General features: G+C 43.5%; 19 protein-coding genes, 1 rRNA gene and 1 pseudogene. 15 read left to right on the top strand and 6 right to left on the bottom strand.

The features are described 5' to 3' along the window. The first annotated feature begins 182 nt into the window (after positions 1-182). The 3 genes from rrf to ACO1B7_RS07150 all read left to right on the top strand — a co-directional run bounded on the left by rrf (position 183) and on the right by ACO1B7_RS07150 (position 3,643). Positions 183-297, top strand: a 5S ribosomal RNA gene (rrf, locus tag ACO1B7_RS07140). 289 nt (positions 298-586) lie between these two features. Then, positions 587-1,951: an MFS transporter gene (locus ACO1B7_RS07145; protein WP_114541999.1), complete on the top strand. Its 1,365-nt coding sequence runs from the start codon at positions 587-589 to the stop codon at positions 1,949-1,951. A gap of 342 nt (positions 1,952-2,293) precedes the next feature. Continuing rightward, positions 2,294-3,643, top strand: coding sequence for an aromatic acid/H+ symport family MFS transporter (locus ACO1B7_RS07150; RefSeq protein ID WP_423089947.1), 1,350 nt, complete (start codon positions 2,294-2,296; stop codon positions 3,641-3,643). Between the two features lie 72 nt (positions 3,644-3,715). Here the strand turns inward: ACO1B7_RS07150 and ACO1B7_RS07155 are convergent. Next, positions 3,716-4,481 (bottom strand): annotated as a pseudogene (locus tag ACO1B7_RS07155) (IS5-like element ISAba31 family transposase). Between the two features lie 119 nt (positions 4,482-4,600). Here ACO1B7_RS07155 and ACO1B7_RS07160 point away from each other — a divergent pair. Then, positions 4,601-5,344 carry a TIR domain-containing protein gene (locus ACO1B7_RS07160; protein WP_423089948.1) on the top strand — a complete coding sequence of 248 codons (744 nt, stop codon included), beginning with the start codon at positions 4,601-4,603 and terminating at the stop codon, positions 5,342-5,344. A gap of 81 nt (positions 5,345-5,425) precedes the next feature. Then, entirely contained in the window at positions 5,426-5,749 is a 324-nt protein-coding gene (locus ACO1B7_RS07165; RefSeq protein WP_423089949.1) for an ankyrin repeat domain-containing protein, read from the top strand. Between the two features lie 49 nt (positions 5,750-5,798). Here the strand turns inward: ACO1B7_RS07165 and ACO1B7_RS07170 are convergent, their stop codons facing one another. Together ACO1B7_RS07170 and ACO1B7_RS07175 are read right to left on the bottom strand one after the other, a co-directional pair. After that, positions 5,799-6,350, bottom strand: a complete 552-nt coding sequence (locus ACO1B7_RS07170; protein ID WP_071850130.1) for a type 1 glutamine amidotransferase domain-containing protein — start codon at positions 6,348-6,350, stop codon at positions 5,799-5,801. A gap of 367 nt (positions 6,351-6,717) precedes the next feature. Further along, positions 6,718-7,407 carry a TIGR04219 family outer membrane beta-barrel protein gene (locus tag ACO1B7_RS07175; RefSeq protein ID WP_423089950.1) on the bottom strand — a complete coding sequence of 230 codons (690 nt, stop codon included), beginning with the start codon at positions 7,405-7,407 and terminating at the stop codon, positions 6,718-6,720. Between the two features lie 134 nt (positions 7,408-7,541). Between ACO1B7_RS07175 and ACO1B7_RS07180 the strand changes: the two genes are divergently transcribed. The 4 genes from ACO1B7_RS07180 (at position 7,542) to zupT (ending at position 12,076) form a co-directional block, all read left to right on the top strand. Then, positions 7,542-8,990 carry an aldehyde dehydrogenase family protein gene (locus ACO1B7_RS07180; RefSeq protein WP_004647695.1) on the top strand — a complete coding sequence of 483 codons (1,449 nt, stop codon included), beginning with the start codon at positions 7,542-7,544 and terminating at the stop codon, positions 8,988-8,990. Positions 8,991-9,581: 591 nt separating this feature from the next. Then, a complete protein-coding gene (locus tag ACO1B7_RS07185; protein WP_004280815.1) occupies positions 9,582-11,057 on the top strand; it encodes a sodium-dependent transporter in 1,476 nt (491 codons plus the stop codon). Between the two features lie 10 nt (positions 11,058-11,067). After that, entirely contained in the window at positions 11,068-11,178 is a 111-nt protein-coding gene (locus ACO1B7_RS07190) for a methionine/alanine import family NSS transporter small subunit (protein ID WP_004647694.1), read from the top strand. Positions 11,179-11,266: 88 nt separating this feature from the next. After that, positions 11,267-12,076: a zinc transporter ZupT gene (zupT, locus tag ACO1B7_RS07195; protein ID WP_004647693.1), complete on the top strand. Its 810-nt coding sequence runs from the start codon at positions 11,267-11,269 to the stop codon at positions 12,074-12,076. 70 nt (positions 12,077-12,146) lie between these two features. Here the strand turns inward: zupT and rsmB are convergent, their stop codons facing one another. Next, positions 12,147-13,454, bottom strand: coding sequence for a 16S rRNA (cytosine(967)-C(5))-methyltransferase RsmB (gene rsmB / locus ACO1B7_RS07200; RefSeq protein WP_423089951.1), 1,308 nt, complete (start codon positions 13,452-13,454; stop codon positions 12,147-12,149). Next, positions 13,451-14,413 carry a methionyl-tRNA formyltransferase gene (fmt, locus tag ACO1B7_RS07205; protein ID WP_004647691.1) on the bottom strand — a complete coding sequence of 321 codons (963 nt, stop codon included), beginning with the start codon at positions 14,411-14,413 and terminating at the stop codon, positions 13,451-13,453. Before fmt ends, rsmB begins: the two co-directional genes overlap by 4 nt. A 408-nt stretch (positions 14,414-14,821) precedes the next feature. Between fmt and ilvD (ACO1B7_RS07210) the strand changes: the two genes are divergently transcribed. From ilvD (ACO1B7_RS07210) to ACO1B7_RS07235, 6 genes are all read left to right on the top strand, one after another. Beyond that, positions 14,822-16,651 (top strand): dihydroxy-acid dehydratase, encoded by a 1,830-nt coding sequence (gene ilvD, locus ACO1B7_RS07210; RefSeq protein WP_423089952.1) that lies wholly within the window; start codon positions 14,822-14,824, stop codon positions 16,649-16,651. Between the two features lie 197 nt (positions 16,652-16,848). Next, the gene (locus tag ACO1B7_RS07215; RefSeq protein WP_004647689.1) at positions 16,849-18,156 is read left to right on the top strand and encodes an RNA-guided endonuclease InsQ/TnpB family protein; all 1,308 of its coding nucleotides are present in this window, start codon (positions 16,849-16,851) and stop codon (positions 18,154-18,156) included. Positions 18,157-18,282: 126 nt separating this feature from the next. Further along, positions 18,283-19,968 (top strand): dihydroxy-acid dehydratase, encoded by a 1,686-nt coding sequence (ilvD, locus tag ACO1B7_RS07220; protein ID WP_004647688.1) that lies wholly within the window; start codon positions 18,283-18,285, stop codon positions 19,966-19,968. A gap of 177 nt (positions 19,969-20,145) precedes the next feature. Further along, a complete protein-coding gene (locus ACO1B7_RS07225; RefSeq protein ID WP_423089953.1) occupies positions 20,146-21,441 on the top strand; it encodes an RNA-guided endonuclease InsQ/TnpB family protein in 1,296 nt (431 codons plus the stop codon). 178 nt (positions 21,442-21,619) lie between these two features. Further along, positions 21,620-22,942, top strand: a complete 1,323-nt coding sequence (locus ACO1B7_RS07230; RefSeq protein ID WP_035340728.1) for a hypothetical protein — start codon at positions 21,620-21,622, stop codon at positions 22,940-22,942. Further along, positions 22,923-23,210 carry a chorismate mutase gene (locus ACO1B7_RS07235; RefSeq protein ID WP_225553413.1) on the top strand — a complete coding sequence of 96 codons (288 nt, stop codon included), beginning with the start codon at positions 22,923-22,925 and terminating at the stop codon, positions 23,208-23,210. The genes ACO1B7_RS07230 and ACO1B7_RS07235 overlap by 20 nt, the downstream gene beginning before the upstream one ends. Before the next feature lie 122 nt (positions 23,211-23,332). Here ACO1B7_RS07235 and ACO1B7_RS07240 read toward each other — a convergent pair whose 3' ends face one another. Further along, complete coding sequence (locus ACO1B7_RS07240; protein ID WP_005268201.1) at positions 23,333-24,628, bottom strand: solute carrier family 23 protein; 1,296 nt, start codon at positions 24,626-24,628, stop codon at positions 23,333-23,335. Between the last annotated feature and the right edge of the window lie 132 nt (positions 24,629-24,760).

A 24,760-nucleotide genomic window follows, 5' to 3' on the forward strand; every position in this document is an offset into this window, starting at 1 on the left:
CGAAGCTCGATTGATTCGATATTAAGCAAAGTGACTTGATTTAGTTACGCTAAACGAACAAACTACTGCAACTCAGATATTCTGTTAATGAACGATGTTCAAAGCACTGCTTTGAACAGAGTGCAAGATTTGAAGAAAGCTAAGGCAACCATAAGACCTCAGTAAGTAATCATACCAGTTGTGCTGGCGACCATAGCAAGAGTGAACCACCTGATCCCTTCCCGAACTCAGAAGTGAAACCTCTTAGCGCTGATGGTAGTGTGGGGTTACCCATGTGAGAGTAAGTCATCGCCAGCTCATTATTCCTAAACACCCCCGACCATAAGGCCGGGGGTGTTTTTTTTATGCGTGGGATTTTAGTCAAATAGCTCTTGGAATTGTTGAATATTGATTAAAAACTAGACTCATGGGTTTAGATTTTTAAGGAATAAGTAAGACTTTAGTCGGATATTGCATGAAAAGTAGCTGTGTTGAACTAAGTTGTTGCGAAGACATGGCGATAAGAATCATTAAAAATAATAAATAAGAGTTAGGGTCATGTGTCGTGCTGAAAACAACGAAAAAAACTCACAGGAGGTGAGTAAAAATGGCAGAAAACATGAAGCGAGTAGCAAACACGGTAAGTGTGAATGATGTGATTGATCAGGCAAAATTCACTAAATTTCACTTAAGCATTGTATTATGGTGTTTGTTTATTGTCCTATTTGACGGATATGATTTAGCAATTAACGGTGTCGTTCTGCCTCTACTTATGCAAGAGTGGGGCATGAGTGCTGTTCAAGCAGGCATGCTTGCAAGTACAGCACTCGCTGGCATGATGTTTGGAGCCATGCTGTTTGGGATGCTTGCAGACAAAATTGGTCGTAAAAAAGTTATCTTGATTTGTGTTTCTTTATTTAGTGCTTTTACATTTTTAGGTGGATTTACCACTAATCCAACAGAATTTGGTATTTTACGTTTTATTGCTGGTTTAGGGATTGGTGGTGTATTACCAAACTTAGTCGCTCTAACGTCTGAATATGCACCTAAACGTTTAAAAAGCACACTGGTAACCACCATGTTTAGTGGTTATGCCGTGGGCGGTATTATGGCTGCATTATGCGGTACATGGTTTACACCAAGTTTTGGTTGGGAAATTATGTTCTTCATTGCAGGTATTCCATTACTTTTTGTTCCATTTTTTTGGAAGTTCTTACCTGAGTCTTTAACTTTCCTCGTTAAAGAACAAAAAGTGAATGAAGCACGTCGTTTTATAAAGCAAGTCGAGCCAACTGCAGATATACAAGCAGATACTGAACTGGTTCTAGCTAGCGCTGATCAGACCCAAAGTGCATCAGTAAAAGCTTTATTTACAGAAAATCGTGCCACAGGAACATTCTTATTTTGGATTGCTTTCTTTATGTGCTTACTCATGCTTTATGCACTTGGAAGCTGGCTACCAAAACTGATGATGGCAGCGGGATATTCTTTAGGCAGCAGTTTAATGTTCTTATTAGCACTGAATATTGGTGCCGTGATCGGAACCATTAGCGGCGGTATTTTAGCAGACCGTTTTGACTTTAAACCTGTTCTTATGAGTATGTTAACTGTCGGTGTACTGTCTTTGGTTGGTTTGGGCTTTAATTCTCCAACCCCTGTTATTTATTTACTTGTCAGTTTAGCAGGTGCCTCATCTATTGGTACCAGTATCTTGTTATATAGCTATGTTGCTCAATACTATCCTGTTGCAGTACGTTCTACTGGTATTGGTTGGGCTTCTGCTGTAGGGCGTACAGGTGCAATTGTTGGCCCAATCGTGATTGGTATGCTGCTTGGTATGGAGTTACCACATAAATGGAACTTTATCGCGGTGGCAATGCCAGGTATTATTGGCATCATCGCTATTTCAATGATTCGTAAGCCACAACCTGGTCGCGTTATGGTGAAAAAATTAAAAACAGCCAAAATTTAAACTCTCGTCATTGACCCATTCAGTTAAAAAGCTCCTTTCTTAAAGGGGCTTTTTCATATCTTTAGTATGAAATTAAATCAATATTCACTTGGTCAAAAGAATAAGTGGATTAAAAGAACTTAAATATTAGGCGAATTAAAAAATAAACATCAATTATTCAAAAGTTTATATTAATAATAGTGTGACATATCACGCAAATAAATGACATTTCCAAGAGCATAGCAGAATATCAATTAGTCTTATTGTGCCTTAAATCCCGCTTGCGTATATTGCCTGACATTGAAGATTGACTTCAGTCTTCAACAAGATGTTATGGACAAGTACTCATGGGAGATGAGAACGATGACAACGGAAAAAATAGATGTAAATTCTGTAGTCGATAATGCGAAATTCACGCCTTTCCACTTCAATGTAGTTGCTTGGTGTTTACTCATTATCTTATTTGATGGCTACGATCTCGCAATCAATGGTGTAGTTTTACCGTTATTGATGCAAGACTGGGGCTTAAGTGCAGTGCAGGCGGGAATGCTTGCAAGTACCGCACTGGCCGGCATGATGTTTGGTGCGATGATCTTTGGTTCCCTCGCGGACAAGATCGGTCGTAAGAAAGTGATCATGATCTGTATTGTATTATTTAGTGGTTTAACTTTTGCCGGCGGCTTTGCTTCAAACCCAACCGAATTCGGTATTTTACGTTTCCTTGCCGGTCTTGGTATTGGTGGCGTGATGCCAAACCTGGTGGCATTGACTTCGGAATATGCCCCACAAAAAATGCGTAGTACCTTGGTGACCACCATGTTTAGTGGTTATGCAGTCGGTGGCGTAATGGCTGCATTATTGGGCTCATGGTTTACCCCAAGTTTTGGTTGGGAAATCATGTTCTTTATCGCCGGTATTCCACTGTTTTTATTGCCTGTAATCTGGAAATTCCTGCCTGAATCGCTCGCATTTATTGTGAAACAGAACAAGCAGCCAGAAGCTCGTCGCATTGTACGTCGATTGGCGCCAAATCTGACTGTTACCGAGAATACAACTTTCACTTTGCCACAGGAAAATGTGCCTGAAGCAGCCAACGTGGTAAGCCTGTTCCGTCGTGGTCGTGCGGTCAATACTTTACTGTTCTGGGTCGCATTCTTCACTTGTCTGTTAACCATGTATGCACTGAGTAGCTGGTTACCGAAGTTGATGATGGCAGCAGGCTACTCGATGGACAACAGCTTGATGTTCATGATGGTGATGAACGTTGGTGCGGTCGTGGGTATTGTGGGTGGTGGTATTCTTGCGGATCGTTTTCACCTGAAACCGGTACTGATGTTCCTCGGTATGATGGGTGCGATTGTGATGAGCTCAATGGGCTTTGCGTCTAACCAATTCTTACTTTACATCCTGGTGTTCCTGGCCGGTGCAGCGTCAATTGGTTCACAAATGTTGCTATATAGCTATGTTGCGCAGTTCTACCCACTTGCGGTACGTTCGACAGGTATTGGCTGGTCTTCTGCGATTGGTCGTATGGGTGCGATTGTAGGGCCGATCTTGATTGGCGGCTTACTGGGGATGAACCTGCCTGCTTACTTTAACTTTATGGCAGTCGGTTTACCGGTTCTGATTACTGCAATTGCGGTTGCACTGATCATGCATGACAATGAGTCTGAAAAGATTGGTTCAATTGAGCCAGCCGTGTCTAAAGCTTAAAGCTAAGTATGAAATAAGAAGCCTCCGAAAAGGGGGCTTTTTTTTACTTATGTAACTAGGGTCTGTTGACACTTACTGTTCATAATTAACCCTATAAAGGTAGCCATAAAAATATACAGGCTAAAGCAACAGAACTTTGATAATTTCTTTTGAGCTTGTCATATCGAGTAGCTATTCCTCTAAATTGCTTTAATCTACAAAACATATTTTCAACTAAATGCCTGATTTTATATAAATACCAGTCCATATGGTCATTGTTCGATTGGCTATTTGTTTTCTTTGGTATATTCGCTTTAGTCCCTGTTTTCCTGATCTGTTCACGCAGTGGTTCTGAATCATAGCCTTTATCTGCACATACCACTTTTGTCTCTTTTAAATCTAATGTTGATATTAAATCAGGTGCAACTTTAACATCATGTGTGGTTCCATCGGTAATCACGAAATCAATAGGATTGCCATGTGCATCAACAATCAAATGTATTTTTGAGGAGTTTCCTCCTACACTTTTAGAAATAGATTGATTCGCTATACCGGCAGAATGTTGATGAGCACGTACATGAGAGCCATCAATAAAAATCCACTCCATATCGGGGCATGAGGCTAGTAATTTGAATAATCTAAGTAACTTACCGCTGCTTGACCAACGATTAAAACGTTTGAAAATAGAGTTTGAATGACCAAAACAGGAAGGAATATCTCGCCACGGACAGCCTGTTCTAATTCTATAGAGAATAGCTTCAATAAAATTGCGTAAATTTGAGTTGTGGTGAATGGATAAATTACGCAGAATAATTTTCAACTTTTGCCAGTGTTGATCTGTCAGCATGGTACGAGGCATAGCGAATAGTAAAATTGTGTTTGGCGATTTGATTTTACTACTTCGCTATTTTTTTAAGCTAAAAGTGTCAACACACCCTAGTTAATATCTTTTTTATTTATAGTAACTTGAAAATTAAAATGTCAAAAATTCCACAAGTATTTATTTCATATTCTCATGATTCACTAGAACATAAGCAATGGGTTCTTGAGCTTGCAACTAGACTAAGAGCAAACGGTATTGATGCAATTTTAGACCAATGGGACTTAAAGCCAGGAGATGATTTACCGAAATTTATGGAAGTTAACTTAGCCCGAGCAGATAGAGTTTTAATGATTTGTACAGATAACTATGTCGCTAAAGCTGATAATGGTATGGGGGGAGTTGGTTATGAAAAAATGATAGTCACTTCTGAACTTTTAAGTCATATTGATTCGAATAAAGTTATTCCTATTATTAAGCAAGAAAGTGATTGTAATACTCCTAGGTTTTTAAGAACTAAGTTATTTATAAACTTCTCAAAACAAGATAATTATGAGTTTGCATTTGATGAGTTGATTAGAACAATACATGGTGCTCCTTTGTTTGAAAAACCTCCTGTATCGACTAATCCGTTTTTGAATGCTAAACAAAATTTACCCAATAAAACAAATGATCCTCATATATTAGTTATGAAGAAGATTGTTTTAGGTTTAGAAAAAACACCTCAAGAATATATACCTTTTGCTTATCTAATGAATTCAGTAGGTATATCTAGAGTCCTTTTAGATCATTACCTTGATGAATTGAAAGAGGAAGGATTGATTATCCAAAATGTATTGGGCGCAGTGAAATTAACATCTAAAGGTAGAAGATATGTTATCAACCAAAATTTAATTTCTTAGATATTCAAATAATTTAAATTAATAATTGATTTAATTCGCCTTTGTTTATCAATATCCAATTATTTATAGGTGATATTTTTTATGAAACTCAACTCATTCTCCCCAATCCCTGAAGATGATGATGAACTACATCTTCCTGAACTGGTGTACTGGGCATCTTTAGGCGACGTTGAACAGGTCGAGCAGGCGCTACAGGAAGGTCTGGATGTCAACTCCGCCGATGAAGAAGGCTATAGTGCCTTACAGGCCGCTGCTGAAAATGATCATCTGGAAGTGGTGAAACTTCTGGTCAGCAAGGGCGCGGATATTGCGCATCGTAGCCCAAATACTGCTTTAGAACTGGCAGAAATGGCCGGCAATAAAGATGTTGTGGCTTATCTGAAAAGTCTGGCCGGTGGTGTCTGAATATAAAAAAGAACCTCAGTGTTGAGGTTCTTTTTTATATTGTAGGAACTTAGGCAACTTCGCCTTCAAGCTCTTTTAAGATCGCTTCATTGAAAGCCGGTAAATCGTCCGGATTGCGTGAAGTAATCAGTACCCAGTCACCGGTATTGCAGCGGTGAACCTGTTCATCGACCCATTTCCCACCGGCATTTTCCAGATCCAGCTTGATGCTCTTATATGAAGTCAGATTTTTGTCTTTGATGCGCTGTGCATCAATCAAAGTCCATGGCCCATGACAGATCGCGGCAATCGGTTTGTGATTGTCGGCAAAATGCTGAATGATTTTTTGCGCATCCTGATTGATTCTCAAGGTATCCGCATTGACTGTACCGCCGGGAATCACCAAAAGATCATAATCATTCAGATCGACGTGTTCAAGACTGGTATCCGGCGTATATTGGGTGGCAGCTTTGGTATCACCTTTGACCGTCGCGACATCTTCATTTTTTTCGGCAGCATGAATCACTTCAAAACCTTTGGACTTTAGAAAATTTAAAGGCTCAGTGAGTTCATCATGTTCAATGCCTTGATTAGATGTAATAAAGAGGACCTTTTTTACCATGATTGCTGTTCCTAAAAAATGCGAGGATTTTTAGCTTAACAACAAGGGGATTCTTACAATGTTGGAGTTTTAGCTCGGAACTGTTAAGCAATGATAAATAAAATAATAGGCAGAAAAAAAAGCCCCGACATCCTGTCGGGGCTTTTTCGTATCTCGTGATTTAGGTATAACTCCTGTCGTACCTCACGTCCTGGTGTTGCGATGTTATTCTTGTTTTTAGGTCTTCTGGAGCATCCTGCTCTCTATGTTTATAAAGTAATACACATCCCGGTGGCGCACTAGCAGCAGATTGCGGTTATTGCTGTACGCTTTGGCTTACATCAGCGCAGAGAAATTAAGCTGTGCAAACTTAACCGGTTGTATTGCATTAAAAATGTATATCTAAGCCGATATAAGGACCTTTAAATTCCAGCTGTAAGTCTGGACGTTGATCCTGTTCAAAATCTACCTGCATGAGGCGATAACCGATTTTGGCACCGACATCGACCAGCAGATTATCAATGAAATCATATTGCAATTCTGCCTGTACATCGGTTTTTTGGCTATCGCTGCCGCGACTGTAAACCGCTTCTGCTTTGGCACTCATACCGGTAAATGGCAATTTAACCCCGGCTGTTGCATAGAGCAGTGGGCTATATTCATCCAGATCGTATTGCGTGAAAGCGCCGGCAGTCCGGTTTTCCACCGTACCATCCAGATTGGTTAAACCTGCACCTATATCCGCATGCACAATGGTATCCAGCAATTCGTAATACAGAATATAGTCAATATTGTTCAGCTCGATATCTGAGGCATTGACAGGAGAACTCTGTTCGCTGGTGCTGTCCAGATTGACGTATTTAATCTTGGCATTTGGCAATAACGGTACCGGATGTTCTACAGCGACAGATAGTTGTGCTGTACCTTGTCGATCCAGCTCATGCTTGAAATTGTTATCCTGGCTATAGCCGTCAAAATCCCAGTAGCTGAGATCCGCTTTCACGCCAATCACATCTGCATGACTGAGCGTACTGAGTCCAAAACCGAAGAATAAGGTGGTGAGTATTTTTGCGCGCATGGCTCTATTCCCTAAAGCTTTATTAAAATTAGAAGTGTCTGGTTACTTAAAAGCATCTTCTTAATATGGAGTAGCAAGTGCATGATATAGAGAATTTCAAAAATGTATATCCTTAGATTTTGCAGGACAATAAGATGGTAGCGAGAAGCACACAACAAGCGAAAGAGTATGCATTATATGTCGCCGGTCAGGTGGCTCAGACGGGTGAATGGCTAGAGGTCAAACATAAATATAACCACGAACTGTATGCCCGTGTCGCTTTGGCAGATGCCAACACACTGGAACAGGCGATTCAGTCTGCCGTAGACGCAGAAGCCGAAATGGCTGCCTTAGAGCCGTTCCAGAAACAGAAAATTCTGCTGCATTGCGTACGCCGTTTTCGTGAGATTCATGAAGAACTGACCGAAATTCTGATTGCAGAGGGCGGTAAACCGCGTAAAGCGGCCGAAGCTGAAGTTGAGCGTCTGATTAATACCTTTCAGATTGCCGCAGATGCCGTGACCCAGGTTGATCAGGGACGTATGCTGCCTTTGGCCGTGACTGCGGCAGCATCCGGTTATCAGGGTATTGTGAAGCAGGTGCCAATTGGTGCAGTGTCTCTGATCAGTCCGTTTAATTTTCCTTTAAACCTGACCGCGCATAAAATTGCTCCTGCGATTGCAGCCGGTTGTCCCTTTGTGCTGAAACCGCCGAGTCTAACCCCGATTTCTGCCTTAAAAATTGCCGAAATTCTGGCGGAAACCGATTTACCGCAAGGTGCCTTTTCGGTATTGCCCTGTCCGCGAGAGCTGGCCGATCTACTGGTCACTGATGAGCGTTTTAAATTACTCAGTTTTACCGGTTCCGATGCTGTGGGCTGGGATATGAAAGCGCGTGCCGGACGCAAAAAAGTGGTCTTGGAGCTGGGTGGCAATGCTGCTGTCATGATTGAGCCAGATACCGAAATTAACGATGTCTTGATTAACCGTCTAATTGGCGGGGCGTATAACCATGCCGGACAGGTGTGTATCAGTGTGCAACGCATTTTGGTGCATCAGCAGATTTATACTGAAGTGAAGGACAAACTGCTGGCGAAACTGAAAACGATTAAAGCCGCTGATCCGAATCTGAGCACAACCTTGGTTGGTCCGATGATCAAGGAAGATGAAGCCAAACGCCTGAAAAAATGGCTGGATAAAGCCGTGAAAAAAGACGCGAAAATCCTGATTGGAGGCGAATTGAATGGTGTGATGTTCGCACCGACCTTGCTGGAAAATGTAGACCACAGTCTGGAAATCTACCGTGATGAAGCCTTTGGCCCGGTGGCAATTCTGGAAGCGTATGCTGATTTCGAATCCGGTATTGCCTGTATCAACCGCAGCCGTTTTGGCTTGCAAGCTGGAGTGTATACTCAGAATCTGAACAAGATGCTGTATGCCTGGGATCATCTGCATGTCGGCGGTGTCATTATCAATGATATTCCGTCTTTCCGGGTCGATAACATGCCCTATGGCGGGGTCAAAGATTCAGGTCTGGGTCGTGAAGGAATTCAGTCCGCCATTCGCGATATGCAGGAAGAGCGCATGCTGGTGATTAAAGCCTAGGTTCAGAATATTCAATTCATCGCTTCGATATCACAGGTGGCTGGTTTTTAAATCTGCTTGTGATATTTAAACCGGTTTTTAAAGAGGTCAAAATTCCATGAGAGAATTTGATTTCCCATATCACGGCTTGGTCATGTGCCTTAGTATGAGCCGTTTCATCTTCAAATAATGATCTAAAAACAGATGCTGGATCAGAGTCTTGGAATACATTTTTTGAAACAGCGACCCTGTAGTAAAACTTAAGAAAAATATATTCCAAAAAGTTTGTCAATATATAACTTGTTTAATCTGCCTTATTTTGCAGAATTATTGAACGCTTAATTCGAATAGATTATAAATAACGAATATTTTAAGCAGAATTTACAGAAAAAATTTAAAAAAGTCAGTATTGTTAAATCATCTACAAGGTCAGTTTTTCGATCAGACTTTAAGCAAGATGTAAGACCTGCTGACCTGTTTGTACATTAGAATTCGACGCCCACAAGGTGCCCTCTAATTCAAACACCCAAAATTATTGAAAATGCTTCTTTTTTTGCTTGCGCCATAACCATAACAAGCAGCATCTAAAGGGGTTAAAAGTTTAGGTGTTCTATGACAGAAACTCGTGAGAATTGGTCCGCACGATCAGGATTCATTATTGCAGCGATTGGTTCCGCCGTTGGCTTGGGGAATATCTGGCGTTTCCCTTATGTTGCCTATGAAAATGGTGGCGGGGCATTCCTGATCCCCTATCTGATTGCGATTTTCGCAGCAGGTTTACCTTTATTGTTTTTAGACTATGCGGTCGGACACAAGTTCCGTAAAGCACCGCCTATGGCCTATAAAAAACTCATGAATGCCGAATCCTTGGGTTGGTGGCAGGTCATGGTCACTCTGGTGATCGGGATTTACTATGCCAGCGTCTTGTCCTGGGCTGGCAGCTATATGTTCTATTCCTTTGGACAGCAGTGGGGCACAGATACCCAAGGCTTCTTCTTCAATACTTACCTACAAAATGGTGAGGGTCTGACGCTCGGTTTTGTACCTGTGCTGTTCTTTGGTCTGGTGGTCGTTTGGGCAGCAGTCATGCTGATTCTTTACGGTGGAGTACGCCGTGGGGTAGAACTGGCGAATAAAATCTTTATGCCATTGCTGGTGATTTTATTCACGATCCTAGTGATTCAGGCAGTACGTTTACCTGGTGCAGTCGATGGTTTAAATGCTTTCTTCACGCCGAACTGGGAAGCGATGGCCAACTATAAAGTCTGGTTAGCCGCTTTTGGTCATATCTTCTTCTCACTGTCAGTGGGCTTCGGGATCATGTTGACCTATGCATCTTACCTGAAACGCAAAACTAACCTGACCGGTTCAGGGATTGTGGTGGCATTGGCCAACTCGTCTTTTGAAATTCTGGCGGGTATTGGTGTCTTTGCCGCGCTTGGTTTTATGGCGTTCAGCTCAGGCGCGAAAGTTGAAGATGTAGTATCTGGCGGTATCGGTCTGGCCTTTATTGCGTTTCCGAAAATCATTTCCAGTTTAGGTGCAGGTGGTGACCTGTTCGGTTTCCTGTTCTTTGGTTCATTGACGGTTGCCGGTATTACCTCGATGGTCAGTATCCTGCAAGTTCCGATTGCTGCGTTCCAGGACAAACTGGGCTGGTCAAAGAACAAGTCAGTGACGATTATTGCTGGTGGTTCAGCAGTGATTTCTACCCTGATGTTCTCGACACATAGTGCCATTACCTTTGTCGATATCATCGACTACTTTGCCAATAACATCGGTATTGTCGGTGGCGGTCTGTTATCGATTATTCTGTTGTCGTGGTTCCGTCGTCCATTAATGAAACAGCTGGAAGGCCATGTGAATGAGTTTGCCAGCGTGAAACTGGGTGCGAGCTGGAACTTCATGCTAACGGTGATCACGCCTTTGTCATTATTGCTGGCATTGGGCCTGACCCTGAAATCGATCATGGCAGAAGGTTATGGTGGCTATGCTGCCAGTACCCTATGGATGGTAGGTGGAGGAGTAATGGCATTCTTTATTCTGGGTGCCATTCTATTCAGCCTGATTAAAGATCGTCACAGCTAGGAGAGCGACTATGAATACATCTGCACTAATCATGATGATCATCTCTATCGTTTTATTATGGGGTGGTCTGGTACTGGCTGTGATTCATCTGGCAAAGAATCCGGAAGAACCAGAAGACTAAAAATCTTCACATAAACCTACTGTTACCATAAATAGAAGTCATTATCATCCTTGATGATAATGACTTTTTTAATGGCTGATGCTTTGACATGATTTCCGTTTCAGATGGACAAGTCCATACAGCCTTTGCCGTGACTTTATTTGCCGGGCTGGCCACCGTGGTGGGTGGGGGACTGGTATTATTCTTAAAAAAACCTAATTTCCGTTTGCTAGCCTTTGGTCTGGCCTTTGCTGCCGGTGCCATGATTTATGTCTCTTTAACCGAAATTCTGAACAAATCGATCGCGTCCTTTAGCCTGGATTTTGATGAAAAAAACGGTTTTGCCTTTGGCACTTTTGCTTTTTTACTGGGCGTAGTTCTGGTGTTATTGCTGGATCGCTTTGTGCCGAATCCCCATGACACCATTGAAACCCATTCTGCCAAGGGCGTCAGTTCAACCCAATTACTGCGTACCGGCATGTTGACCCTGTTTGCGATTAGCGCACATAACCTGCCGGAAGGACTGGCGACGTTTTTTGCCACACTGGAAAGCCCTGCTTTGGGTGCGCCACTGGCGGTGGCAATTGCGATTCATAATGTACCAGAAGGTGTGGCGATTGCCTTGCCGGTATATATGGCCACGGGCCGTAAAGATTATGCGCTCTGGGCCAGTCTGGTTTCGGGTTTGGCCGAACCATTGGGGGCAGCGCTCGGTTATTTTATTCTGGCACCTTATATGAGTGAAACCGTCTATGGTCTGATCTTTGGGGTGATTGGCGGCGTGATGGTTTATCTGGCACTGGATGAATTATTGCCGACGGCAAAACGCTATGCCAAAGGACATGAAACGGTATATGGGCTGGTCAGTGGCATGGCTGCATTGGCCAGCAGTCTGGTGATTTTTAAGTTTATTCAATAAACCTCATATTCACTAAATCACGAGATATAAAAAAGGCAGCTTAGGCTGCCTTTCATTTTAAACGCATGATTTATGCCGTTTTTTCAATACGGCAATAGAAGAAGCCGTCGCCTTGATCCGCTTTCGGTAACAATTGACGGCCATGAATCTGTTCGATGCCCCAATCGGCTTCGATTTTGATTTCTTTGGCATCGGCATGTTGAGCAAAGAACTCGACCATCTGTTGTTCATTTTCGGCTTTCAGAATTGAACAGGTGATGTACAGCAACGTACCACCAACTTTCAGTTGCTGCCACATATTTTCCAGAATCTGCTTTTGCAGATGTACCGTTTGCGGAATATCTGTAGAGTGACGTAGCAAGCGAATATCCGGATGACGACGGATCACACCAATTGCGGAACATGGTGCATCCAGCACGATACAATCCACCGACTCAGGTGCTGTCCAAGTGATCGCATCAGCCGCGATAATTTCAACTTCCGCATATTCAGTTAATAGTAAACGTTCCAGATTTTCTGCCACACGGACTAAACGTTTGGCATCCTGATCAATCGCATAAAGCTTTTTCGGGCTATATTTTTCCAGAATGTGCGCGGTCTTACCCCCTGGAGCGGCGCAGGCATCTACCACGACTTTGCCTTCAAGGTCAGGAACTAAGGTCGCACATAGCTGGGCATGTTCATCCTGAACCGAGAAACCACCGGCTTCATAGCCTGGCAGATTCGGAATATGGACATTCTGTTCCAGAACGATGCCAACTTCGGAAAGAGTGCAGGCACGCGCCTCATAACCTTCTTCTTCCAGAATTTCCAGATATTCATCGCGGCTGACCTGGTTGACATTGACACGCAAGGTGAGCGGCGCAATCTGTTTCAAGTCATGCGACAGTTCGGCAAGCTGTTCTGGCCAGTCTTTCTTTAAACGCTTGTAGAGCCAGCTTGGCAGACCATGCGCCTGATTTAAAGCCAGGTCAAATTCTTCTGTTTCACGTGAAACACGACGCAGAACGGCATTGACCAGACCGCTTAAAGGTTCAAAGCCCAGCTGTTTGGCTGCAGTCACGGTTTCTGAAATCGCAGCATGCGCCGGAATACGGGTACATAGAATCTGATACAAACCCAGATATAAGCAGCTTTCTAAAGCTTGGTTATCAAGAGGTTTGGTTAATAAAGATAAAGTAATGGCTTTCAGGCCATGCCACTGACGTAAACAGCCCAAAGTTAACTCGTGATACAGACCACGGTCACGCTCAGACACGATGTTGATATGTTGATTGAGTACAGAAGCAAGTGATTGGCCGTTTTGTACAGCCAATAGGGTTTTTACAACTTGCGCGCGCAAATTCAAGTTTTTAGCTGATGATTGAATTTGGCTCATGCGAATTTATATCCTACCGATAGTTTTTGAGTTTGATTAATTTGAACAGCATTCAGGGCTTTGCCACCTGGCCATTGCAGATTGGTGATGCAAATAGCATGTTGATCACCACACATCACATGCACGCCATCTTTATCCAGGGCAATCACTTCACTAGGCAGGGCATTGCTTGCCTTTTGTGTGGAAAGTGATGAATTCCAGATGCGTAAATTGTTGCCGTCATCTAGCGGGGTGAATGCCACTGGCCAGGGATTAAAGGCACGAATATTACGGTCAATATCTGCTGCAGGCTGGGTCCAGTCAATTTGTGCTTCGGCTTTTGTCAGTTTATGCGCGTAGACAGTCAGATTTTCATCCTGAACTTCACGGGTCTCAAGATAGTGCTGTAAAGTCTGTTCCGATTCGAGCACGGCCACAATCGCCTCAGCACCTTGCAGCGCCAGTTTGTCATGCAGGCTGGCAGATGTATCTTCGGCGCTAATCGGGCACAGTGTTTTATACATCATGTCCCCGGTATCCAGACCGGCTGCCATTTTCATAATGGTCACACCTGTTTCGATATCGCCGGTAGCAATCGCGCGCTGAATCGGGGCTGCACCGCGCCAGCGTGGCAACAGCGAACCATGAATATTCAGGCAACCATATTTTGGCGTATCCAGAACCACTTGTGGCAGGATCAGGCCATAAGCTGCCACCACCATCACATCTGCATTTAAGGCTTTAAGTTCCGCTTGCGCCGCCAGACCTTCTTCAGTCGATGACTTGAAATGTAAAGGCTGATAGACCGAAAGATGATGTTCAAGCGCTAACTGCTTCACCGCAGATGCCGTGAGCTTTTGTCCACGTCCGGCCTTGCGGTCCGGTTGAGTATAGACCGCCACAATTTCATGTTCGGTTCTAAGCAACGCAGCCAATGCAGTCGCTGCAAATTCTGGTGTGCCTGCAAATATGATCTTCACACATGAAATTCCAAATAAACTTAAAAGCTATTATAAGCCAAAAGCCAAATTTCAGCCTAATCGTTGCAAAAACTTATCCGAGAAGCTTGGTGAGTGCTTGAATTTCAGTGGAATTTTTATATAAAAAAAACTCATGCAAATTGTAAAAATTATTCATGAAAGTTTTGTATTGTCCTGATGATGATGGCGGTATAGTAGATTTCATTAAGAAATTTTTATCGTCAGATCATCCAAATCTCTCTATAGACATTTTTGCCTGTATCTACACCCAAAAGGCCATCTTGTAAATCAAGGGCTTGTAGTATGATAGGTTTAAAATTCAACTGATTTAAGCTCCTTGTCAGTATGATTTAGCCAGAGTGGATCTGCCCGATTCATTGCAAGCTCAAACTTTGTTGGAAATATAAAATGCCTGACTATCGTTCAAAAACATCGACACACGGAAGAAATATGGCTGGCGCACGCGGTTTATGGCGTGCCACCGGCATGAAAGATGAAGATTTCGGTAAGCCGATTATTGCGGTGGTGAACTCGTTCACCCAGTTTGTACCGGGTCATGTGCATCTTAAAGACCTGGGTCAGCTGGTGGCACGTCAAATTGAAGCGTCAGGCGGCGTGGCCAAAGAATTCAATACTATTGCGGTCGATGACGGCATCGCGATGGGTCATGATGGCATGTTGTATTCATTGCCTTCGCGTGACCTGATTGCAGACTCGGTCGAGTACATGGTCAATGCCCATTGTGCCGATGCGATGGTATGTATCTCGAACTGTGACAAGATCACCCCAGGCATGTTAATGGCCGCGATGCGTCTGAACATTCCAGTAGTATTTGTCTCTGGCGGTCCAATGGAAGCGGGCAAGGTCAAAATCCGTGGCAATGAAAAAGCCATTGATCTGGTTGATGCCATGATTGTTGCAGCAGATGACAGCTTCACTGATGAAGAAGTTGCTGAATATGAACGTTCAGCTTGCCCAACCTGTGGTTCATGTTCAGGCATGTTTACCGCAAACTCGATGAACTGTTTGACTGAAGCACTTGGTTTATCGCTTCCGGGCAATGGTTCAACGCTGGCAACCCATGCCAACCGTAAAAAATTATTCGAGCGTGCGGGTCAATTGATTGTTGAAATCACTAAACGTCATTATGAGCAAAATGACTACAGCTTATTGCCACGTTCAATCGCGACCAAAGCAGCGTTTGAAAATGCGATGACTTTAGACATTTCCATGGGTGGTTCAACCAATACGGTTCTACATTTGTTGGCAGCAGCACACGAGGCAGAAGTCGACTTTACCATGACTGACATCGATCGTTTGTCACGTAATGTGCCAGTTCTTTGTAAGGTTGCGCCGGCGAAGCAGGACGTGCATATGGAAGATGTACACCGTGCCGGTGGCATCATGTCGATCCTGGGTGAACTGGATCGCGCGGGCTTGCTGGATACTTCTGTTCCAACCGTGCATGAAAAAACTTTAAAAGATGCCTTGGATAAATGGGACATCATCCGTACCGAAGATGAAGAGGTGTATCAATTCTTCAAATCGGCACCGGGCGGTGTTCCGACCCAGACCGCATTCTCGCAAGACCGTTACTATGCGCGCTTAGATGGTGACCGTGACAATGGCGTGATCCGTAATGCAGCCAATGCCTTCTCACAAGATGGTGGTCTAGCGGTACTTTACGGCAACATCGCGCTAGAAGGCTGTATCGTAAAAACTGCGGGTGTGGATGATTCAATCCTGAAATTCAACGGGACTGCATGTGTGTTTGAAAGTCAGGATGCTGCAGTTGAAGCCATTCTTGGCGGCAAAATCACTGCGGGTGATGTCGTCGTGATTCGCTATGAAGGTCCACGTGGTGGCCCGGGTATGCAGGAAATGCTGTATCCAACCAGTTACTTAAAATCGAAAGGTTTGGGTAAAGACTGCGCACTTTTAACGGATGGCCGTTTCTCGGGTGGTTCGTCTGGTCTGTCGATTGGTCACGTGTCGCCTGAAGCGGCTGAAGGCGGTGCAATTGGTCTGGTGGAAGATGGCGACCGTATCGAAATTGATATTCCAAACCGTACCATTCACCTGGCAGTGGATGATGCAACCATGGCAGCGCGCCGTGAAGCACAAGAAGCCAAAGGCTGGCAGCCTGCTGAACAGCGTCCGCGTAAAGTGTCTAAAGCACTGAAAGCGTATGCGATGCATACTACTAGTGCGTCGAAAGGTGCGGTACGTGATATCTAATTTGTAATTTTACAGATTTAAATAGCACTCCAGATGGGGTGCTTTTTTTATACAAGAAACTATCTTAAAATGAAAGAGGACTCCACCCGACAGTCAGGGTGGAGGTGAATTTCGTAAGTTTTTTAATTTAGCTTTAATTCGTTTTTATGTTAAAATAAAAGAAATATAACATTGTATTTAAATAAGTTTTAAAAAAAATGAAAATCAACAAGGCGTATAAATTTAGGCTTGAGCCTAATGAAGAGCAAGAGGTTATTTTAAACAATCTTGTTGGTTCTGCGCGTTTTGTTTGGAATCAAATTTTAGTTGTGTCATTTGAAATGTTTGCAAAGAATGAATTTATCAATGCAACCAATTTGGTGAATAAAATCACCAGTCTTAAAAAGAATCCTGAATATGCTTTTTTAGCAAATCATTCTAATGCTGTTTCCCTACAGCAAAAAATTCGTGATCTGGCTTCGGCTTGGACAAGGTTTTTCAATGCAAAAGAACATGCAAGATTAAAAGAAAATAAGCGTAAACCACGCAAGCCCAAATTCCTCAAACTCACTGATGGTTCTGAAATCCAGTTACGCCCACTGATGCCTAGATTTAAGAAAAAATCAGATGGTTACGATTCAATTAGATTGGTGCAATTTGATAAATATTGTCGAATTGAGGGTAATCGAGTTAAGCTGCCAAATGGCATAGGATTTGTGAAATTTAGAAAATCACAAGATATTCTAGGCACAATTAAGAATGTGACAATCAGTAAGAGATCAGGTCATTGGTATATTTCATTTGGCAGTGAAAAAGAGTTATTGGAAAATCCAGTACATCCATCCAAAACCGCAGTTGGTGTTGATTTAGGTGTCAAGAAATTAGTCACAACATCTGAGGGTGAGGTATTTAACCCAAAGAACAGTTTTAAAACCAACCAAATTAAATTAGCTAAACTTCAACGTAAGTTGAGCAAAAAAGTGAAGTTTAGTGAAAATTGGAAAAAGTTGAACACCACAATTAACAAGCTACATTATCATATTGCCAATATTCGGCATGACTACCTACATAAAGTCACGACAACTCTCAGCAAAAACCACGCAATGATCGTAGTTGAGGACTTAAAAGTAGCCAATATGTCGAAGTCAGCAAGTGGCACAATCGAGAAAAAAGGAAAGAATGTCAAAGCCAAGTCGGGCTTAAACAAGGCAATCCTAGATCAAGGTTGGTCAATGCTTGTTGATATGTTGGAGTACAAACAACAATGGCGAGGTGGTTTACTCGTTAAGATTGACCCGAAATACACAAGTCAAACGTGTAGCTCCTGCGGTCATGTTGCAAAAGAAAATAGGCTTACTCAGGCACATTTTGAATGTGTTGCGTGTGGCTTTAGCGAGAATGCGGATATTAACGCTTCTCGTAATATTTTGGCGGTGGGACACACCGTTTTGTCTGTGGAGGGTGGATGCGGTAAAGGTTGCCCGATGAAGCAGAAAGCAAGCGAAATCCGTGAGGAAGTCACCTAAGAGCTGATGCTTTTAGAATCCCCCACTTGAATAAAGTGAAAGTGGTGGGAGTATGTCAAACAATGGCCTTAAAATAAATTGTCCAAGACCGACACTTAAAATCGGTCATCGCCCAGGAAGAGAATAATGAGTAAAGATAATATCCGCGAGCATTCTGCCCCTGTTTATGAAGGTATTGAAAATGCACCGGCGCGTTCCATGATGCGTGCTACCGGTTTTAAAGATGCCGATTTTGAACGGCCATTTATTGGCATCGCTTCGACCTGGGCCAATGTCACGCCTTGTAATATGCATATTGATGGTCTGGCCAGAACCGTAGAGCAGGGCGTGAGTGCGGCGGGTGGCAAGGGCATTATCTTTAATACCATTACCATTTCAGATGGCATTTCCAATGGCACCGACGGCATGAAATATTCCCTGCTGTCACGGGAAGTGATCGCAGATTCGATTGAAACCGTGGTCGGCTGTCAGGCTTATGATGGTGTGATTGCCATTGGTGGCTGTGACAAAAATATGCCCGGCTGCATCATGGGATTGGCGCGCCTCAACCGTCCGGGGCTGTTTATTTATGGCGGAACCATCAAACCGGGTGAAGGTCATACCGACATGATTTCAGTGTTTGAAGCGGTGGGTCAATATGCCAAAGGTGAAATCAACGCGATTCAGGTCAAGCATATTGAAGAGGTTTCCTTGCCAGGTCCGGGTTCGTGTGGCGGTATGTACACGGCCAACTCGATGGCCTCTGCGATTGAAGCTTTAGGCATGAGCCTGCCGGGCTCTTCGGCACAGGAAGCGGTATCGGAAGACAAGCAAATTGACTGTGCCCGGGCCGGTGAAGCGGTGATGAACCTGTTGCGACTGGATATTAAGCCGCGCGACATCATGACCAAAGCCGCCTTTGAAAACTCGATTAAAGTCTTGATTGCGCTGGGTGGTTCGACCAATGGTGTACTGCATCTTTTAGCCATGGCACATACAGCAGGAGTGGAATTGAGTCTGGATGATTTCGTGCGGATTGGTAAAGATATTCCGGTGGTGGCCGACGTGCGTCCATCAGGTAAATATCTGATGTCAGAACTGATTGCGATTGGTGGAATTCAACCACTGATGAAGCGCATGCTGGATGCCGGCATGCTGGATGGCTCATGTCTGACGGTCACAGGTAAGACGCTGGCAGAAAATCTGGCCGATGTGCAGGACTATCCGGAAGGCCAGCAGATTATTCTGCCTTTTGATGCGCCAGTGAAAAAAGACTCACATCTGGTGATTCTAAAAGGCAATCTGTCACCGAAGGGCGCGGTCGCCAAAATTACCGGTAAGGAAGGACTGCATTTTGCTGGCCCGGCTCGCGTGTTTGAAGGTGAGCAGGGTGCCATGCGCGGTATTCTGGATGGCGAAGTCCAGCCGGGTGAAGTGGTGGTGATTCGTGGCGTTGGTCCCAAAGGTGGCCCGGGAATGCCAGAAATGCTGAAACCGACCTCTGCGATTATCGGGAAGGGCTTAGGCGCTTCAGTTGCCCTGATTACCGATGGACGCTTCTCGGGTGGCAGTCACGGTTTTGTGATTGGTCATGTCACCCCCGAAGCTTATGATGGCGGCCCGATTGGTCTGGTACAAAATGGCGACCAGATTTCAATTAATGCGGAAACCCGGGAAATGACCTGGCATGTGGATGAGCCGGAGATTGCAGCACGTCAAGCAGCCTGGATCAAACCAAAACCGAACTATACCCATGGAGCACTGGCCAAATTCGCCAAACTGACCTCAGGTGCAGAAACCGGGGCGGTCACTGACTTGAATCTTGACCTCTAATCCATTGTTAAACATTGAACATTTGTTTATCTTAATCGGGCGTAAGACCCTCACCGACAGTCAGGTGGGGGATACAAGCGAGTGGCGATAGCCATATTAAAGATAATGTTTTCTTGGTTTTATTGCTTATTTTTGCTATAATTCAAACAATACAATTCTTTTATAAACAATGATTTAATGAAGATTTCACAACACTACAAGTTTAGGCTTCTACCTAACCAAGAACAGGAAATATTGCTTAATCAAGCAATAGGTTCTGCTCGTTTTGTGTGGAATCAAATTCTCGCTAAATCATTTGAAATGTTTGCTAAAGATGAATATATTCGTTACGAAAGCATTGAAAAAAAATTAGTACCCCTTAAAAAAACACCTGAATTTTCTTTTCTTGGTCAAACATATTCAGCTTGCTTACAGCAAAAAATACGTGATCTTGCTCAAGCATGGGGTAAGTTTTACAACAAAAAAGAACAAGCTCGTTTAAAGCAAAACAAGCGGAAACCACGTAAACCCAATTTTTTTAAATTGGCTGATGGTGGTGAGATTGAGCTTAGACCACTCATGCCAAGATTCAAGAAGAAATTAGATGGTGAGCAATCTTTTAGACTTCCATTTGCAGATTGTGAGGTTATTGGTGATCGAGTTTCTTTGCCTAAAAAAACAGGTTGGATAAGATTTAAAAAATCACAAGAAATTGTTGGTAAAATCACAAGTATTACAATTAAGAAAATTTGTGGGCTTTGGTATGTTTCATTTTTTACTAACCGTGAAATCGAACAACCAATTCATCCATCAAAATCTACAATTGGTGTTGATCTTGGTATTAAGAAATTAATTACAATATCAACAGGTCAGGTATTTGACCCAATCAATAGTTTTAAAGCCAATCAAGTAAAGTTGGCTAGGCTTCAACGCAAGTTGAGAAAGAAAACCGAATTTAGTCAAAATTGGAAAAAACTTAATTTAAGGATCAATAAATTACATCATCATATTGCCAATATTCGGCATGACTACTTGCACAAAGTCACGACAACTCTCAGCAAAAACCACGCAATGATCGTAGTTGAGGACTTAAAAGTAGCCAATATGTCGAAGTCAGCCAAAGGCTCAATCGAAGAAAAAGGAAAGAATGTTAAAGCTAAATCAGGCTTAAACAAATCAATCCTAGATCAAGGTTGGTCAATGCTTGTCAATATGTTGGAGTATAAGCAACAATGGCGAGGTGGTTTACTCGTTAAGATTGACCCTAGATATACAAGTCAGACTTGTAGTTCATGCGGTCATGTTGCAAAAGAAAATAGACCTACTCAGGCTAAGTTTGAGTGTGTTAGTTGTGGTTTTAGCGAGAATGCAGATATTAACGCTTCTCGTAACATTTTAGCGGTGGGACATACCGTTTTGTCTGTCGAGGGAAGATGCGGTAAAGATCGCCCTGTGAAGCAGAAAGCAAGTGAAATCCGTGAGGAAGTCACCTAAGAGCTTTTGCTTTTAGAATCCCCCACTTGAGCTAGTCGAAAGTGGCGGGAGTATGTCAAGACTTGATATAAGTTTTTACACCATGCAGGGCTTTGGCTCTGCGATCTTAAAAATAGATTATTCTGTACAGATTCAATTTTTTGAACTGCACACCGTCATCTTTGTCGAGGCCGAACTCATGTCCCTGTTACGCCGTTGGTTTGATCCAATCCGATCGAGTTGGTTTTACCAGAAACCAATCCGTCAAACGGTGTTATCTATTCAAGATGGGCTGAGTATCCATTTAAGACTGGATGATGTGTACAGCTATCTGGCGGTACAGCAGCTGCCCCAGCTCGAAGAAATTTTAAGTCCGCAGCTCAAGCCGCTGAAAGTAATTATTTCCAGTTCGCATGCAGCCCCCCCAAATCAGATGTCTTTTGATGAATGGCAGCACTACACCCTAAATGATGCCAAGATTCTGTCAAAACAGCATCGTTTCAGTTTTCATGATACGCCGGAATTACCGAGCGCTGAGGCCTTAAAACAGGCTGAACTGATTTTGCGGCATACACCGCTGCGTGGACAGGATTTCCTGTATTTGCTGGAAGATGTCTTCCATATGCTGTGGCAAAAACAGACCGGAAAATTACGAACCCTTTATGCCATGGCCAGTCGTCATCATCAGCCACAGGACTTTCCCGAACGTATTTTTGATCAGACTCCGATTTTGGCTAGCTATTTTAATTTAGGCGGACGCCAGTATCAGGCAGTCGATGACCTGTTACGTCTGACCCGGCGTCTGGAGCAGCAAAAACTGCTGACCGGTAATCCGATTTTTATGATCGATCACATTGAATGGCGTGAGCATCTGATCAGTGATGCTGAAGAGCTGAACGAGATCCAGTCGATGGATCCGGAACTGGACTTGTATATCGCGCTGGAAGATCCGATTTCCTGGCTGCTCCTAGCTTACATCAAGGAAGAACTGGCGGATTATTATAATATCCAGCTGAATGTCTATCCCTTGTCCTATCGTGGCCGGGATGAGTTTGACTGGAGTCTGGCCACACGTTTATCCAAACGGACTGACGTAGAATTTACCCCGTTCTGCCGACCGACCGAGCAGGCGATCGCGCCAATGGCACAGTTATTTTATAGCTGTCCCGAGGAGCAGCGGATTGAGGCGATGTACCAGATCTTGCAGGCCATCTGGACCCGTGGTGAAGACCTGTCTTATGCACCCCATTTCAAGCATTTGCAGCAACAGTTAAATATTGTAGATCTGACCCAAGACGATATTCTGGCCAAGCTGCAGGACAATGATATGCTGTGTGAAATGAAGTCGCAGCCGAATTTTCCGGTACTGGAACTGCGCATTGATGATCAAAGTTATACATTTAATAGCTTATATCGGGTCTGGATGATTGAAAGTATTTTCAGTAATGTGTTAGAAGAAAAGTATAAGAGTAATAATCAAACTGAAAGTGAACTGAAAAAACATGGAAAAGATCAAAGCTGAATCACTAGAACATGCACGTCAACAGATCGATGCCATTGATACAGCTTTAGTTGAGCTGATCGCTGCGCGTCAATTTTATGTTGATCAAACCACCCGTTTCAAAAAAACCGAAACCGATTTGCAGTCACCAGAACGTATGGAACAGATTGTAGAAAATGTTAGGGCATTGGCGCAAAAGCAGGGCCTCGATCAGGAGTTTATTGAACATCTGTATCGTGAAATGTTTCATTATTTCATTCAACGTGAATTGAAAGAGTTTCGCCCTTAACCAGACTTGTGCTTTAACAGAAGCCTTGCGGGGCTTCTTTTCATTTCTTTCATCGCAAGGTTGCAAAATATAAAGATAAAAAAAGCAGCCTAAGGGCTGCTATAAATTTTCAATTTTTACGGTTATTTTTTATCTGCCAGACTAAAGAACCAGTTCAGGATTAATGCGGCAAACGTTGCCGTACCAATACCACCCAGATTGAAGCTACCAAAAGTCAGGGCAAAATCACCCGTACCTAAAATAATGGTCACCGCAGCCACCATCAGGTTCTTGTTCTGTGAGAAATCGACCTTGTTCTCAATCCAGATTTTGGCACCGGCAATGGTAATCAAACCAAAGACTACAATCGAAGCACCGGTCAGAATCGCTGTCGGAATCGTGTGAATAATCGCACCAAACTTAGGCGATAAACCCAGGAACACAGCAAAGACACCCGCGACTGCAAAGATGATGGTCGAGTAAACCCGTGTCACGGCCATCACACCAATGTTTTCACCATAGGTGGTCATACCCGGCGCACCTACACCACCGGCTAAAGTGGTTGCAACACCATCTGCCACAAAGGCTTTACCAATATGCGGATCCAGGTTTTCACCGGTCATCGCGCCTACGGCTTTAATATGGCCCAGATTTTCAGCCACCAGAATCAAGGCAATCGGCGCAATGATCAACATGGCATTCAATTCAAAGGTCGGTGCGTGGAAAGTCGGTAAACCGAACCAGGCTGCTTGCTGAATAGGAAGGAAGTTGATCGCAGTGCCATAACCCATGACATTACTGAGTACAAAGTAAATCAGATAAGCCAATAACAGGCCGACCAATAACAGCAGGCGCTGTAATAAGCCACGGGTGAATACGGCAATTGAACCCATGCACAGCACAGTGACCAGGGACATCCACATATTGAAGGTATTGCCCATCACGCTTTTCACTGTGACTGGAGCAAGGTTCAGGCCAATGATCATCACCACAGCACCGGTGACCACCGGTGGCATCAACTTTTCAATCCAGCGGGTGCCCGTCGCCATGACCAGAAAGCCCATGAGTGCATAGAAGATGCCACATGCGATAATCCCGCCTGCTGCAACGCCAATATTTGGATTCAGTCCGCCACCACCTGCATAACCTGTTGCTGCGATGACCACACCAATAAAGGCAAAGCTTGAACCTAGATAACTTGGAACCCGGCCACCGGTGATTAAAAAGAACAGGATGGTACAGATCCCTGACATTAAAATTGCCAGGTTTGGATCAAAGCCCATTAAAAAAGGTGCCAGTACGGTTGCGCCAAACATGGCAAAGGCATGCTGTACACCCAAAACTACCGTTTGTGCGGGTGGCAAATACTCTGCGGTACCTACTGGTCGTGCATCGATACTGCCCTCATACGGGCGCCATTTGGGAAACCAACTGGACATAAAATGAGCACTCAAAAGATAAATTGTGCACATCATACTCCGGTTTTTTGGAAGTTTTAATCACTCCTTTCAACTTTTTGTTCAAGTTAATTCATTGACTTTTATTTATTTTTTATCAATTGGTAAATATTT

Source organism: Acinetobacter lwoffii (genome assembly GCF_049367455.1).
GTDB classification, from domain to species: domain Bacteria; phylum Pseudomonadota; class Gammaproteobacteria; order Pseudomonadales; family Moraxellaceae; genus Acinetobacter; species Acinetobacter lwoffii_W.

Bases quoted from the DNA above. Each gene is read 5' to 3' on its own strand.
- ACO1B7_RS07145 (WP_114541999.1), top strand. From the start codon at position 587: ATGGCAGAAAACATGAAGCGAGTAGCAAACACGGTAAGTGTGAATGAT.
- ACO1B7_RS07150 (WP_423089947.1), top strand. From the start codon at position 2,294: ATGACAACGGAAAAAATAGATGTAAATTCTGTAGTCGATAATGCGAAA.
- ACO1B7_RS07160 (WP_423089948.1), top strand. From the start codon at position 4,601: ATGTCAAAAATTCCACAAGTATTTATTTCATATTCTCATGATTCACTA.
- ACO1B7_RS07165 (WP_423089949.1), top strand. From the start codon at position 5,426: ATGAAACTCAACTCATTCTCCCCAATCCCTGAAGATGATGATGAACTA.
- ACO1B7_RS07170 (WP_071850130.1), bottom strand. From the start codon at position 6,350: ATGGTAAAAAAGGTCCTCTTTATTACATCTAATCAAGGCATTGAACAT.
- ACO1B7_RS07175 (WP_423089950.1), bottom strand. From the start codon at position 7,407: ATGCGCGCAAAAATACTCACCACCTTATTCTTCGGTTTTGGACTCAGT.
- ACO1B7_RS07180 (WP_004647695.1), top strand. From the start codon at position 7,542: ATGGTAGCGAGAAGCACACAACAAGCGAAAGAGTATGCATTATATGTC.
- ACO1B7_RS07185 (WP_004280815.1), top strand. From the start codon at position 9,582: ATGACAGAAACTCGTGAGAATTGGTCCGCACGATCAGGATTCATTATT.
- ACO1B7_RS07190 (WP_004647694.1), top strand. From the start codon at position 11,068: ATGAATACATCTGCACTAATCATGATGATCATCTCTATCGTTTTATTA.
- zupT (WP_004647693.1), top strand. From the start codon at position 11,267: ATGATTTCCGTTTCAGATGGACAAGTCCATACAGCCTTTGCCGTGACT.
- rsmB (WP_423089951.1), bottom strand. From the start codon at position 13,454: ATGAGCCAAATTCAATCATCAGCTAAAAACTTGAATTTGCGCGCGCAA.
- ilvD (WP_423089952.1), top strand. From the start codon at position 14,822: ATGCCTGACTATCGTTCAAAAACATCGACACACGGAAGAAATATGGCT.
- ACO1B7_RS07215 (WP_004647689.1), top strand. From the start codon at position 16,849: ATGAAAATCAACAAGGCGTATAAATTTAGGCTTGAGCCTAATGAAGAG.
- ilvD (WP_004647688.1), top strand. From the start codon at position 18,283: ATGAGTAAAGATAATATCCGCGAGCATTCTGCCCCTGTTTATGAAGGT.
- ACO1B7_RS07225 (WP_423089953.1), top strand. From the start codon at position 20,146: ATGAAGATTTCACAACACTACAAGTTTAGGCTTCTACCTAACCAAGAA.
- ACO1B7_RS07230 (WP_035340728.1), top strand. From the start codon at position 21,620: ATGTCCCTGTTACGCCGTTGGTTTGATCCAATCCGATCGAGTTGGTTT.
- ACO1B7_RS07235 (WP_225553413.1), top strand. From the start codon at position 22,923: ATGGAAAAGATCAAAGCTGAATCACTAGAACATGCACGTCAACAGATC.
- ACO1B7_RS07240 (WP_005268201.1), bottom strand. From the start codon at position 24,628: ATGTCCAGTTGGTTTCCCAAATGGCGCCCGTATGAGGGCAGTATCGAT.